Annotated in this window: 11 protein-coding genes; 4 read left to right on the top strand and 7 right to left on the bottom strand. The window is 67.7% G+C overall.

Annotated elements, in window-relative coordinates; genetic code table 11:
• Nucleotides 1-4: 4 nt before the first annotated feature.
• The 3 genes from JWS13_RS31945 to JWS13_RS31935 all read right to left on the bottom strand — a co-directional run bounded on the left by JWS13_RS31945 (nt 5) and on the right by JWS13_RS31935 (nt 5,113).
• Nucleotides 5-1,951 (bottom strand): primary-amine oxidase, encoded by a 1,947-nt coding sequence (locus tag JWS13_RS31945; protein ID WP_206009326.1) that lies wholly within the window; start codon nt 1,949-1,951, stop codon nt 5-7.
• Nucleotides 1,948-3,438 (bottom strand): APC family permease, encoded by a 1,491-nt coding sequence (locus JWS13_RS31940; RefSeq protein WP_206009325.1) that lies wholly within the window; start codon nt 3,436-3,438, stop codon nt 1,948-1,950. The genes JWS13_RS31945 and JWS13_RS31940 overlap by 4 nt, the downstream gene beginning before the upstream one ends.
• Before the next feature lie 169 nt (nt 3,439-3,607).
• Nucleotides 3,608-5,113 (bottom strand): aldehyde dehydrogenase family protein, encoded by a 1,506-nt coding sequence (locus tag JWS13_RS31935; RefSeq protein ID WP_206009324.1) that lies wholly within the window; start codon nt 5,111-5,113, stop codon nt 3,608-3,610.
• A gap of 419 nt (nt 5,114-5,532) precedes the next feature.
• Between JWS13_RS31935 and JWS13_RS31930 the strand changes: the two genes are divergently transcribed.
• Together JWS13_RS31930 and JWS13_RS31925 are read left to right on the top strand one after the other, a co-directional pair.
• On the top strand, nt 5,533-6,987 hold the full coding sequence (locus tag JWS13_RS31930) for an APC family permease (RefSeq protein ID WP_206009323.1): 1,455 nt from the start codon (nt 5,533-5,535) through the stop codon (nt 6,985-6,987).
• On the top strand, nt 6,984-7,739 hold the full coding sequence (locus JWS13_RS31925) for an IclR family transcriptional regulator (protein ID WP_124391604.1): 756 nt from the start codon (nt 6,984-6,986) through the stop codon (nt 7,737-7,739). The genes JWS13_RS31930 and JWS13_RS31925 overlap by 4 nt, the downstream gene beginning before the upstream one ends.
• Before the next feature lie 71 nt (nt 7,740-7,810).
• Here the strand turns inward: JWS13_RS31925 and JWS13_RS31920 are convergent, their stop codons facing one another.
• From JWS13_RS31920 to JWS13_RS31910, 3 genes are read right to left on the bottom strand one after another with little or no spacing between them, the layout of a single operon-like run.
• A complete protein-coding gene (locus JWS13_RS31920) occupies nt 7,811-8,671 on the bottom strand; it encodes an SDR family oxidoreductase (protein WP_206009322.1) in 861 nt (286 codons plus the stop codon).
• A 44-nt stretch (nt 8,672-8,715) separates the two neighbouring features.
• Entirely contained in the window at nt 8,716-10,074 is a 1,359-nt protein-coding gene (locus tag JWS13_RS31915) for an LLM class flavin-dependent oxidoreductase (protein WP_206009321.1), read from the bottom strand.
• Between the two features lie 17 nt (nt 10,075-10,091).
• Nucleotides 10,092-11,333 carry an acyl-CoA dehydrogenase family protein gene (locus tag JWS13_RS31910; protein ID WP_206009320.1) on the bottom strand — a complete coding sequence of 414 codons (1,242 nt, stop codon included), beginning with the start codon at nt 11,331-11,333 and terminating at the stop codon, nt 10,092-10,094.
• Between the two features lie 221 nt (nt 11,334-11,554).
• Here JWS13_RS31910 and JWS13_RS31905 point away from each other — a divergent pair, with 221 nt between their 5' ends.
• On the top strand, nt 11,555-12,412 hold the full coding sequence (locus JWS13_RS31905; protein ID WP_206011824.1) for an SGNH/GDSL hydrolase family protein: 858 nt from the start codon (nt 11,555-11,557) through the stop codon (nt 12,410-12,412).
• A 236-nt stretch (nt 12,413-12,648) separates the two neighbouring features.
• Complete coding sequence (locus tag JWS13_RS31900; RefSeq protein WP_374229524.1) at nt 12,649-12,918, top strand: WhiB family transcriptional regulator; 270 nt, start codon at nt 12,649-12,651, stop codon at nt 12,916-12,918.
• 58 nt (nt 12,919-12,976) lie between these two features.
• Here the strand turns inward: JWS13_RS31900 and JWS13_RS31895 are convergent, their stop codons facing one another.
• Complete coding sequence (locus JWS13_RS31895; protein ID WP_206009319.1) at nt 12,977-13,261, bottom strand: hypothetical protein; 285 nt, start codon at nt 13,259-13,261, stop codon at nt 12,977-12,979.
• Nucleotides 13,262-13,401: the final 140 nt, after the last annotated feature.

Raw genomic sequence — 13,401 nt, 5'->3', positions numbered from 1 at the left:
ACGTCTAGCCTTCGCAGCAGTGCTTCGCGGTGCTCGCCGGCAGGTCGAGCGCGGGATTGCGGTCGAAGAACCCCACGGGCTTGAGCTTGAACCCGGCGTAGTCGACGGGCATGACCGGCCAGTCCTCGGGGCGGGGGAAGTGCGTCAGCCCGAACGTGTGCCACAGCACCAGGTCTTCGCCGTCGATGTCCCGGTTGCCCGCCACGAAGGCCGGTAGACCGGCCTGGCCAGGGTGCTGGTTGACGAAGTCGCCTGCGGGGTAGCGCTCGGACTCGTCGTACTGGGTCACCCACAGGTGTTTGGTCGCGAACGCGGCGCGGGCGGCGATCGAACTCGACGGGTCGGCGAGGAGTACCGGTTGTCCCTCGGGGTGCAGGGCGTACCCGACATCCTGTCCGAGCCTGTTCTGCTTGGTGGGATTGGTGATGTGCCAGACCCGGGCCTTGAGGTTGTCGGCGGTGCGCTGCCCCTCGGATTCGGTGGTCAGCGTGGTCTTCTGGCAGCGGAAGGCATTGCCCCACGGGTTCTCCGGTCCCATCGGGACGGGCACGGCATCCACCTCCTCGACCGTGTTCACATTACCGTCGACGGCCATGTCGAGTCGAGCGGAGAAGAGGTGCTGGTGGAACGGGGCGCCGAGCCCGGGTGCCATCTGGGTGGAGAATCCCTCCGCGCCGCGGTACGCGGAGGTGAAGACGATTCCGGTGGCCTTCGCCTCGAGTTCGATGGTGCCGTCCAGGTAGAGGTACCAGTAGAACCCGTAGTCGTAGTTGCCGATGGTGAGGAAGAACGAGATGACGAGGCGACGCGAGCGGCGGGTCTCGGTCATGTCGTTGAACATGTCGGTGTGCTTCCACAGGACGCCGTAGTCCTCCTCGTGGAGGCAGATCGCGTTCTTCATCACCCGCGGGTCGCCGGACTCGTCGGCGATGGTGACGTCGAAGTACTGGATCTCGCCGAGGCAGTCGCAGCCGAGTTCGAGCGAGTTGGTGTACCGGCCGAACAGGTACTCCCCTTGGTCGAAGTAGTTCTGCCAGTAGCGAACCGGGGACGGATCGGCGTAGGGGACCACCATCTCGGCGATCGACGCACGGTAGATCACGGGGCGTTCGACTCCCCCGTCGTCGAACGAGAGCTGGTGCAGCGTCAGTCCCTCACGCACATCGAAGCCGAAGCGGAATTTCCAGTCGGCCCAGGTGATCTCGTTGCCGTCGACGGAGAAGCTGGCACCCTCGGGTTGCGTGATCTCGATCGGCTTGAGATCGGTGCGGGTGGGTGTCGCGTGCGGTTCGGCATTCCATTCGCCGCGCTCGGCGGGGACCGGCAGCTCGATCTCGTCGACCACCTTCACCACGCGACGCTCGGTGAGGTCGACGTAGGCCACCACCCCGTCGATGGGGTGCGCCCACGGCAGGTCCGCCTTGTCCTCCTGGTGGAAGGCGAGGACGCGGACGATGCGGTGCCCGACCTCGTCCTCGTGGCCGAACACACCGGCCGACAGGGGAACCGCCCGGACCTTCGACGGTTCGATGCCGCGCTTCGCCATCGCCGCGAGCCAGTCGGAGCTGCCGAGCAGGAACGCTTCGATGTCCTCGAACTCCTCGTCGAGGATCGGAACGTGACCGTCGGTGGCGGAATCGACGGTGGTCGAGCTGATCACGCGGTTCTCCGTCACCGACACGACGAGGTCGGTGCCGATGCCGGTGGACCGGTCGAGCAGCAGGATCCGGGCGCGCCGCTCGATGGGGTCGCCGGGGGTGAACGCGAGGACCGTGGACTTGTGCGGCTCGGCGAGCGCGACGAACACGAAGCGCACGTTCTCGCCGATCAGTCCCTCGTCGGTGAGGAGTGCTTTCGCCGAGCGGATCTCGTCCGCGGACAGCGGGGTGAGCGGGTGATCCGGGGCGGCGGACCTCACGGTGGCCGGGGTCTCGGTGGTGGCGGTACTCATCGTGCGATCTCCTTGTCGATGATGGTGTCGTTCGTGTGGTGCTGCGGTAGTGCGGTGTTCTGTCGTGCGGCGTGGGGCCGGAGTACTGCGACTGCTGCTCCGCCGGCGAAGGTTCCGACGAGCAGGACCCCGATGACGGCGGCGAGTGTGCTGGACCCGCCGACGAGGAGCGGGAGGTTGGCGACGGTCATGATCAGGAGCCCGGCCAGGCCGACGAGCCCGAGCAGAGGTGCGATCACCGTGTTCCACAGCCGCCGGTCCACCCGGGTCCGGCCGAAGTAGACGAGGACGGCCACGGACGTCAGGGTCATCAGGGCGACGATGCCGACCGAGGACACCCCGGCGAACCAGGCGAACACCTCGGTCACCGGGTCGAGTCCGGCGAAGGCGGACGCGAGGATCAGGACGAGCGCGGACACCGTCTGCACGACCGACGCGACGTACGGCGACGCGTGCTTGTCGTGCGAGCGGCCGCAGCCTGCGGGCAGGGCCGCACTGTTCCCGAGCGAGAAGATGTACCGGGAGAGCACGTTGTGGAAGGACAGCAGCGCGGCGAACAGGCTCGTGATCAGGAAGATCTGGACGAGGTCGCCGGCGATCGCGCCGACGTAGCGGGTGGCGGTCTCGGTGATCATGCCCTCCGGGTTCTCGGTCGCGATGGCCACCGCACCCTCGTCCCCCCACGCGCTGACCATCGCCCAGCTCGACAGCGCGTAGAAGCCGCCGATGACCAGCAACGCCAGGTAGGTGGCGCGGGGAATGGTGCGGCCCGGGTCGCGGGCCTCGTCACGGAAAACGGCGGTGGCCTCGAATCCGATGTACCCGGCGATGGCGAAGATCAGGGCGATGCCGGGCGCCCCGGAGAAGAACTCGCCGGGGTGGAATGCCGCCGTCGAGAAGCCCTCGTCACCGCCGCCGCGGAGGATGACCGAGGCGTCGATGACGAGGACGATGCCGACCTCGCAGACGAGCAGGACGCCGAGCACCTTGCCGGACAGGTCGATGTGCCGGTACCCGAGGATCGCGACGACGGCGGTCACGGCCAGGGCCCACACGTACCAGGGAAGTTCGGGACCGCCGTGCGCGGTGACGAAATCGTTGACGGCGGCCCCGATGTATCCGTAGACCGCGCCCTGGACGGCGGTGTACGACAGCAGCGCGAGGAACGCGGAGCCGAGACCGGCATGCCGGCCCAGACCCTGCGTGATGTAGGTGTAGAACGCGCCGGCGCCGGGGAGGTGCTTGGCCATCGCGGTGAATCCGACGGCGAAGAACAGCAGCACCACCGTGCAGACGAGGTACGAGGCCGGGTAGGCGGCGCCGTTGCCCGCCGAGATCCCCAGCGGGACGGTGCCGGCGATCACGGTCAACGGGGCCGCCGCTGCGACGACCATGAACACGATGGCACCGGGTCCGAGGGTGCCTGCCAGTCTGCGAGACGCGCCGTCGCTGACTGCACTCGGGTGCGGTGAGGCGTTGGTTGTCATGGCTTCCTTCGACTTTCACGAGGAGAGGGTCTGCGTGGGTGCTCCGCGGTGAGCTCCGGAACGAGCATGCGGCTGCGGGTTGTCGGCGCGGTTGCCGAAGTGTCACGGTTCGTCGACGGCAAATGAGAACGCACGCAGGGCTGTTCTCATTCGCCTCCGGCCACGGCTTCTAGAGCGCGATGTTGACGGACTTGCTCTGGGTGTATTCGGCGATGGCGCCCTCACCGAGTTCGCGTCCCCACCCGGACTGCTTGTAGCCGCCGAACGGCAGCGCCGTGTCGAACGCATTGTGGCAGTTCACCCACACCGTGCCCGCCTTGATCTCGGCGGCCACTTCGTGCGCGCGGGACACGTCCCGGGTCCACACGCTGGCCGCGAGGCCGTAGGGGGTGTCGTTGGCGGCCGCGCGGACGCCTTCCTCCCGGTTGAACGGCACCGCGACGGCGACCGGTCCGAAGATCTCCTCCTGGTACACGCTGAAGTCGCGGTTCACGTCGACCAGCAGGGTGGGCTCGACGTAGAAACCGGTGTCGCCGTGCCGCCGCCCACCGGAGAGGGCGCGGGCGCCGTCGGCGAGTCCGGCGTCGATGTAGCCGGTGACCTTGCCCAGCTGCTCCTGAGAGATCAGCGGGCCGATGTCGTTGGTCGGGTCGAGCCCGGGTCCGATCTTCTGCGACTTCGCGAAATCGGCTACCCCGGACGTGAATTCGTCGAAGATCCGATCCTCGACGAGCAGCCGGGTTCCGGCCGTGCAGGCCTGGCCGTGGTTGAACAGGAATCCGCTCGCCACACCGGGGATCGCGGCCTCGAGGTCAGCATCGGAGAATACGACCTGCGGGCTCTTGCCCCCGAGTTCGAGGGACACCTTCTTGAGGTTCCCCGACGCGGCGTTGACGATCTTCTTTCCGACCTCGGTCGAGCCGGTGAACGCGACCTTGTCGACGTCGTCGTGGCTGGACAGCGCCGCGCCGATGTCACCGAAACCGGTGAGCACGTTGAACACGCCGTCGGGGACGCCGGCCTCGGCAATCACCTCGGCGAGGAGCAGCGCGGTGAGCGGGGTCTGCTCCGCGGGCTTGAGGATCATGGTGTTCGCGCAGGTCAGCGCGGGCGCCACCTTGAACGCGGCCATCACCAGCGGGAAGTTCCACGGGATGATCTGCGCACACACGCCGACCGGTTCGCGGGTGGTGAAGGCGTGGAAGCGGGCTCCGGGCGCCCACGGCACCGACACCGGGATGGTGCGGCCCTCGATCTTGGTGGCCCAGCCGGCGTAGTAGAAGAAGATCTCCGCCGCCCACGTCACGTCGACGGCCTTGGCCACCGCCACGGACTTGCCGTTGTCGATCGACTCGAGCTGCGCGAACTGATCCGCCCGGGCGAGGATTCCCTCGCCGATCTTCCAGAGGATCCGCTGGCGTTCGGCCGGGGTGAGAGTGCGCCACGGCCCGGACTCGAACGCCCGCCGGGCCGCGGCCACCGCCCGGTCCACGTCTTCGATGCCGGCGTGCGGCACGGTCGTGATCACCTGTCCGGTGCCGGGATCGACCGTCTCGAACGTCCGCCCCGACGCCGAGTCCACCCAGCGGCCGTCGACGAACATGCGCTTCGGGGACGAAACGAAGTCGACGACCCGGGGGTCGAGGGCGGTGGGGGTGTGAACGACTGCAGTCATCATGTCCTCTTCGATGGAGTGAACGGAACTGTGAATGAATCCGGCTTCGGCAGAACACTTTTGGCGGGAATTTTCGCCTCGTCGTGCTGTGGCCCGAATCCACGATAAACCCCGGATGTGTCGCCGGTCACTACTAAATCCGGATGGGAATCCGGTCCTGCGGCATTCTCATTCGACTTTTCCGGCCGTGGCGGCGGCGATTCTCATTCGGGTTTTCCGGGTCGGTGCAGCTGACCCGCCCCGCGCGCAGGCGCCGGCACCGGAATCGGGAACGAATTCCCCGGCCATTCTCATTCGAGGTGACCGAAAATTAATTCCGATCCGCGCATCACGCTCGACTCCTGCGCTAGCGTGCAACTCATGCAGCCCGGCGTCGATCACGCGCGGGCAGGCGAGAAAGTGTGGAGAGCAGGTGCGTGGTGTCCGGTACACCGAGAATCAGAAGTAGATCACCGGTCGCCGGTCTCGAGCGCGCGCGTCTGAGTTTCGTCCAGGTGCTCGGGCAGTCGGTGTCCGCGGTCGCACCGTCGGCGGTGATGGTCACGCTGCCCGCGCTCGTCATCCCCGACGCAGGCCGGGCGACCATCGCGGTGTTCGTCGCCGCGGCGATTCTGATGACGGCGGTCGGCTACTGCGTCGGCCAGTTCGCCACGCGGATGGTGGCCGTCAGCGGTCTCTACAGCTACATCGTGAAGGGACTAGGGGCGGTGCCCGGATTCGCCGGCGGGTGGTCGCTGCTCGTCGGCTACGCGGCCGCCGCCATGGCGAGCACGCTCGGCGCCGCGAGTTACCTCGCGGCGCTGCTCGGCCGAGTCGGGCTTCCGGCGGGGTCGACGCTCATCGCGGTCCTCGCGGCGATCGTCGGACTGCTCGCCCTGATGCTGATGATCCGGGGGGTGCAGTTGTCGGCGCGGATCATGCTCGCCATCGAGGTCTTCGCCATCGTCGCCGCCTCCGCCGCGCTCGTGGTCGCGTTCGTCCAATCGGTCCGGGAGGGCGCGACCCCGTCCGCGGGCGGCGCGAAATCGGGGTCCGCGGTCGGGTTCGCCGTACTGCTCGCGATCACGTCGTTCGTCGGATTCGAGAGTGCGGGCACGGTGGCGCGGGAGGCCCGCAACCCGTTCGTCACCGTTCCGCGCGCCATCCGGTGGACCCCGATCGCCCTGGGCGTCCTGTACGTGTTCGCGGCCGCCCTGCAATTGCCGGAACCGGTGCGGCAGGGGGTCGACTCGCTGCCGATCGTCCTCACGTTGCCCGACCCGTCCGGCGCCGGTTCGTCGGCGCTGTCGATCGTGATGGAACTCGGCATCACCGCCTCCTGGTTCGCCTGCGTTCTCGGTTCGACGACCGCACTGTCGCGAACGCTGTTCGCGATGGGCCGCGAAGGTGTGGTTCCGACCGTGTTCGGCCGGACGCACCACCGGTTCCACACCCCGCACGTGGCGCTGGCGGTCGCGATGCCGGTGATCGTCGCCGTCCCCGTCCTCTTCCTGGTCGTCAGCGGTTCGAGCCGCGACGTCCTGATCGGGCTGCTCGCCGTGTCCGCCCACGGTTACGTCCTCGCGTACGTGCTGCTGTGCGTCGCGACGCCGGCGTTCCTCCGGCGGATCGGTGAACTGACCCGGCTGCCTCTGGTCATCGGCGCGCTCGCGGCGGCGGCGATGGTGGCGCTGGTCGGGTGGGCGGCGTTCTCGCGGACGTACGTCGCGGGCGCGGCAACCGCCGTCTACGTGCTTCTGATGCTTCTCGGCGCCGCGATGTTCGCGATCCGCGCCCGGCGATCCCCCGGAATCGGAGAACGGATGGGTGTGTACGACGAGGCCGTCGCCGACGACCTGCTGGGCCGCTACCGCCCGTGGGAGGTCCGCCGGTGAACGCCGACGACAGGGCCCTGTCGGGGCGGCAGCCGAAGGCCGTCACCAGCGCGCTGCGGGTGCTCGAGGAAGTGGCCCGCGCCGGTTCGGGTGTGACGGCGAAAGACATCGCGGCCCGCCTGTCGATGCCGTCGGCGACCACGTACCGGCTGCTCAACATCCTCGTCGGCGAAGGCTACGTGGTGCGGCTCCCCGACCTGTCGGGGTTCGCCCTGGGCCAGAAGATCGGTGTCCTCGTCGACGCCGCCGTGGTGCCCACCGTCTGTGCGGCGGCGCGGGCGGTCCTCGCCGAGCTTCGACTGTCGGTGCGCTTCGGGGTCCACCTCTTCTACTACACCAACGTCGCCGTCCGCACCGCCGACGCCGACCCCGAATACCCGCCGCCGGAGGACGAGTCGTTTCTCAACCAGCACCTGTACGCGTGTGCGGTCGGCAAACTTCTCCTCGCGGAGAAGTCGGAACTCGAATCCGTGATTCCCCGTTGGGAGCCGCGGGCGCTGACGGCCCGCACGATCGTCGTGCGGAGTGAATTGCTCGCGAATCTGGACCTGATCCGGAGCCAGGGGTTCGCCACCCAACTCGCGGAGCTGCGGGATGCGTCGGCGTGCGTCGCCGTCCCCGTCCGGTCCGGAGCGGGGGCGCTCGTCGGCAGTCTGGCGCTGTCGGGGCACGTCGATCACGAACACCTCATGCTGCGGCACGTCCCGTCACTGCGGGAGCACGCGGAACGGCTCGCCCCACTGATGGCCTGACGTCACCTGATACCGGCGCTTCGATCACGCCGCAGGTGAGTGGCAAAGAGTGCCGCGGCACTCTTTGCCACTCACGTCGACTGCGACTGCCGGGCGAGGCGACGGTCGTAGTCGGCCCGCCCGGCGGGGTCGACGGCGGTGAGCGCCCGCCGGTCGTCGACCAGCCGGCGGCCGAGGTCGAGGAGGCGCTCCGGGACCACGGCGTAGATCAGGTCCCACCCGGCGAGGTAGCGGGGCACCGCGGTTTCGGCGCGACGATGGTCGAGCGTCCGGACGATGGCGTCCGCCACGTCCTCGGGGTCGACGGTCGGCATCCCACCGCCCAGCGGCACCCCCGACGACAGCCCGGTGCGGACCGCGCTGGGAAGGATGGTGCTCACGCTGACACCGGCCGGAGCGAACTCGGCCCGGACGGCGGCGGACAGTCCGACGGCCCCGAACTTGCTGGCGTTGTAGACGGCCATCCCGGGCACGGGCAGTTTGCCGGCCATGGATGCGACGTTCACGATGTGGCCACGCCCGCGCTCGACCATGCCGGGCAACACCGTGCGCATGCCGTGCAGCGGTCCCCACACGTTGACGTTCATCGTCATCCGGCTGGTCTCGCCGGATTCGTCGAGGAACCCACCGAGCGGCATGACGCCGGCATTGTTGACCAGCACGTCGATGCGGCCGCAGTCCGCCAGCACGTCGTCGACGAATCGCCGCCACGACTCCGCGGAAGCGACGTCCACCGTGTACGCCCGGGCGCCGATCGCCGCCGCGGCTTCGTCGGCCACAGCACGATCGAGGTCGCCGATGCACACGGTCGCGCCCCTGGCCGCGAACAGTTCCGCAGTGGCGCGGCCGATGCCCCGCCCTCCCCCGGTCACGACGACGACCGCGCCGTCCAGGTCGATCTCGGGGTAATTCCGTCCGCTGAAGATTCCCATGGTTTCGGAGACTAGCAGTATCTGAGTTACGTCGGTAGCCCGAATTAGGTCACCGCTGCCACCCCGCGCGGCGCTGGGGTCAGGCTCGCACCACCGAGACCGAGGTGGTCGCGGAGCGTGCTGCCGGTGTAGTCGGTGCGGAAGAGTCCGCGTCGCTGTAGTTCGGGGACGACGAGGTCGACGAAGTCGTCGAACGTTCCCGGCGCCTGAGCCGCGGACAGGATGTACCCGTCCGCCTCCCCACCGAGGAATCCTTCTTCGATCTGATCGGCGATCTGCGACGCCGTACCGACGAACTGCGGCAGGAGTACACCCTGGGCGTACAGCTTGCCGATGTCGCGCAACGTGAGATTGTCGTTGACGCTGAGCCGGCGGGCCACGTCGAACAACCCCTGGGTGCCCGGCACGACGACATCCTCGATCGGAGCGTCGAGGTCGTACTGCGAGAAGTCGTGATCGGTGTGCACCGACAGCGTGATCAGGCCGGAGATGGGATCGGCCAGTTCGTTGTGGAACGCCTGCTTCTCTCGCGCGATCGACTCCGTTTCCCCGACGAACGGGACGAACGACGGGAAGATCTTGATGTCGTCGGGGTTTCTGCCGAAGTTCGAGGCGCGTGACTTCACGTCGTCGTAGTAGGCCCTGCGGCCTTCGCTCGTCGGGTCGATCTCGAAGATCGCCTCCGCCCAGCGGGCCGCGAAGTCCTTACCGATCGAGGAGGACCCGGCCTGAATGATCACGGGCCTGCTCTGAGGCGAGTGCGGAACCGTGAGCGGGCCGCGGGTCTTGAACCATTCGCCGTCGTGATCGACCGTCCGGACCTTGTCGGGATCGGCGAACACACCGGACGCCTTGTCCTGAACCAGGGCGTCGCGATCCCAACTCCCCCACAGCTTGAACGCGACCTCGAGGAATTCCTGGGCGCGGTCGTACCGCTCGTCGTGGCCGAGGTGGTTGTCGATGCCGAAGTTCTGGGCTTCCGCTTGATTGAGCGAGGTCACGACGTTCCAGCCCGCCCGGCCCCGCGACAGGTGGTCGAGCGTGCCGAAGATCCGCGCCACCTCGTACGGGTGGAAGTAAGTGGTGGACTTGGTGATCGCAAGTCCGATCTTCTCGGTGACGTTCGCCAGGCCCGCGGCCACCAGCGAGGGGTCGATGGTCGCCGACGCCTGCGTTCCACTGCTCAGCGGGACCCGGATGTCGTTGCCGTACCGAACGGGTGTGGCAAGGAGATCGGCGAAGAACAGGAAGTCGAACTTTCCACGTTCGAGGGTCTGTGCCACGCGCCGGTAGTAGTCCGGTCCGAGGTAGTCGGTCTCCGAGGCCGGGTGCCTCCATGCGGCGTGGGAGTGGGTGACGTGCGAGGCGATGAGGAAGCCGGCGAGGTGCAGTTCACGAGACATGATGTGTCCTTGATCGATCAGAAATAGCCGTTGAACGGCAGGGGTTCGGAATTGAGGAGATGGTTGCCCACGGCCGATGCCTTGTACGACGCCGGGTTGTGCAGGGAGATCGTGCGGATGTTGCGCCAGTGCCGGTCGAGATTCTTCGCGCGCGAGGCCGCGGACGCTCCGCCGAGCTCGAACAGTGCTGTCGCGGCCCGGGTCGCGATCTCGTCCACGTGCACTTTGGCCTGCGACGTGCGCAACGACGCCTGCGCGGCCAGCTCGGCGTCCGGCACCGCGTCGTCCAACGACGCGTACGCTGCGTCGATGGCGTCGGCCGCGGCCAGCGTCACGGACTCGGCGGCAAACGCCGTGCTGGCCAGCGTTCCTATGGAATTCTGCAACAACGGATCGCGGTTCAGCTCCGCCGACGGCCCATGACTGAACCCGCGGCTGCGACCCGCGACGAGTTCCACGGCATCCGACACGACACTGCGCAGGATGCCGCTGATCAACCCGTGCAGGTACAACTGCAGGAACGCGAATTGATACGACGGTTCCGGCGGCGCATCGAGGGGAATGCGTGACACGATGTCCGCCTCGGTCACCTCCACGTCGTGGAATCGTGTCGTCCCTGTTCCGGTGCGCCGCTGGCCGATTCCGTCCCAGTCGTCGACGATCTCGACGCCGTCCCGGTCGGTCGGCACGATGACCGACGCGACCGCGGTCCCGTCCACATCCGCCCAGACGCTGACGTAGTCGGAGAACAGTGTCCCGGTGCTGTAGAACTTCTCACCGTCGAGGAGGAATCGGTCGCCGCTCGAGGTGATCCGGGTGCCATATTTGAAGTTTCCGACGGCCTCGGATCCGCGCTCGCTGCTCGCGTTTCCGAAGATCTTCCCCTGCAGGATCAGGGAGATCCACCGGTCGTTCTCGAGACCCTGATATCCCGCGGCGGTGGCCTGGCGGAGTCGTTCTTCGACGAACCAGTAGTGAGTGCGGAGGATGTGCGCGACGATCGGGTCTGCCTCGGCGACGTCGATGATGACCGCGAACAGTTCACGGATGGTGAGTCCGCCGCCCCCGACGCTGGTGGGCAGCCGTAGCGCGCCGAAGCCCGCGCTCCGTAGAGCGTCGATCTGGTCGAATGGATTGGTGTCGTCCAGGTCGCGCGCACTCGCACCTTCCGCGATCGACGCCAGTAATTCGCGGTACTCGGCCGAGCCGGGCACGACCACGCCGGCAGCCTGGTGAATACGTTCCGAAATCGCAGTCATAAGTCCCCTTTGAATTCGCCTCAGGTTCTTGGTTCAGCCTTCAACGACGCCGGGGTGGATGTCACCGATTGGACTCAGCGTGACGCGAAGTGCGCGATCTCCACGACGCGTAGAAAACCGGGTCCGCCGAAGTCAGGCGATATCCGGCAGGCGGAAATAAGATGAGTGATGACGAAAAACCCGCCGGGCCTGCACCACCCGGTCGTCCTCGAAGTGTTCCCGTGAAGCCGGGCCTGCCCTCGATCCTCGCCGCGTGCGTGGTGGCGCTCGCGCTCCCGTGCTCGCATCCGGCGGTGGCCGACGCCGCGCCGGACTCCGCCGTCCGGTACGTCGCGTTGGGGGATTCGCGAGCCACCGGGTCGCCTCAGGATCTGCTGTCGATTCGGGACGGATGCTTCCGCACATCCGACGCGTACCCGCAGATCGTCGCCGACACCCTGAGTGCGGCATCGTACGTCAGCCGGGCCTGCGCGGCCGCGAAGACCGAAAACATCACGACAACACCGCAATTCACCGTGACCGGACCGCAGCCAACGCAGATCGGGGCGCTCCAGCCGGACACGACGCTCGTCACCGTCAGCATCGGCGGAAACGACATCGCATGGTCGTCGCTGGTCGAGCCCTGCTACACGCCCGCTCCTGGATTCGACGCGAAGTGTCGCTCTGACGCCACCACGGCCCGGCGCATGAACGACGCCCTCACCGTGCTCGGCCCGAAGGTGTCCGCGACCCTGGCCGCCATCGCCGCGAAGTCCCCCTCGGCAACCGTGCTCCTGGTGGGTCACGGCGGCATCTTCGGCGACCGCGGTTGCTGGCCCTACGTCCCCACGAGCGACGCCGACGCCGCCTTCGTCGTGCAGTTCTTCGTGAGAATGAACGACGTTCTCGCCGATGCGGCACGCGCGAACGGCGCCCGGTTCGTCGACGTGGCCGCCGCCGCGGTGGGGCACGATGCGTGCGCCGGACCCGATCGACGCTGGTTCGAGGGCCTCATCCCCCGGTCGTTCACGATGCCCCTGCACCCCACCCATGAAGGGCACGGAGCGATGGCCTCGCTCGTCGTCGCGGCCCTCCCCTGACCAGCGGGCATCGGCGGGCAGGCACTGCTGGACGCCCGACCTAGTGGCACACCCGGGGCCTATCCGGTATATCCTTCAAACGGGTCGTACGGTTTGTTATCCGGCAACGGACGTAACCGATACCGACACTCACATGAATAAAAACGATATCTGTTTCCCGGCACATGGATCGTCCACGGGCCGGGAACGGAAGGACCGCAGTGCTGTTGGCAGAAACGTCAGGAATACGGGCCCCCGTGGCCGCACCCCACCACGCGGAGTGGCGCGAGGTGGCCGCGTGCCGCGGAGTCGCATCGTCGGTGTTCTTCTCCCCCGACGGCGAACGCGGCCAAGCCCGTGCCCGCCGCGAGGCCAACGCCCGGCAGATCTGCGAAGAGTGCCCGGTGCTCGCCCAGTGCCGCGACCACGCCCTCACAGCGGACGAAACATACGGAATCTGGGGAGGGATGACCGAGGCCGACCGCCGACGCCACGCCCGCCGAACCCGCTCCGGCGGGCGGCGCTGACCGGCCTCCGGAGAGTGGTCTCGAACGTGCATGTAGCCGAGTCGAATACGACCGCGAGCTAGAACATGCCGTGGCCACCGAACCCACCGAAGTGGCCGAAACCGCCGAAGCCACCGAGGAACGGGCCGGACTCCACCCGCTCGGGCCCGTAGGTTCCCGGCCAGCCCCAGGGGAAGCCCGACTGCGGCACGTCGGTGACGGGCCCCGCATCCGGCACGACCCGGGCGACGGGCCTACCGACGCTGTCGGTTGCTGTTGCCGCGGAGGCTGTTCCGGCGCCGAGGGCGATGAGGGGTGCGATTGCGGCTGCGGCGATGGCCGCGCGGATTGCGAGCTTGTTCATTGTTCTCACCTTTCGTTTTCTGGAGCTGTGATCGGGTTGATGATCGATCGACCATTGATGTAAATTTTCGTCCGAACACGTCCCGGAGTCGCCACAGCCAGCAGGTGGTTGCGGGTGCTACCAGCCGTAATCTCGGTCTT

This window comes from Rhodococcus pseudokoreensis, from assembly GCF_017068395.1.
In the GTDB taxonomy this organism is placed as follows: domain Bacteria; phylum Actinomycetota; class Actinomycetes; order Mycobacteriales; family Mycobacteriaceae; genus Rhodococcus_F; species Rhodococcus_F pseudokoreensis.
Note: the sequence above shows the minus strand (reverse complement) of the source record. Positions and strands in the feature narration are given on the sequence as shown.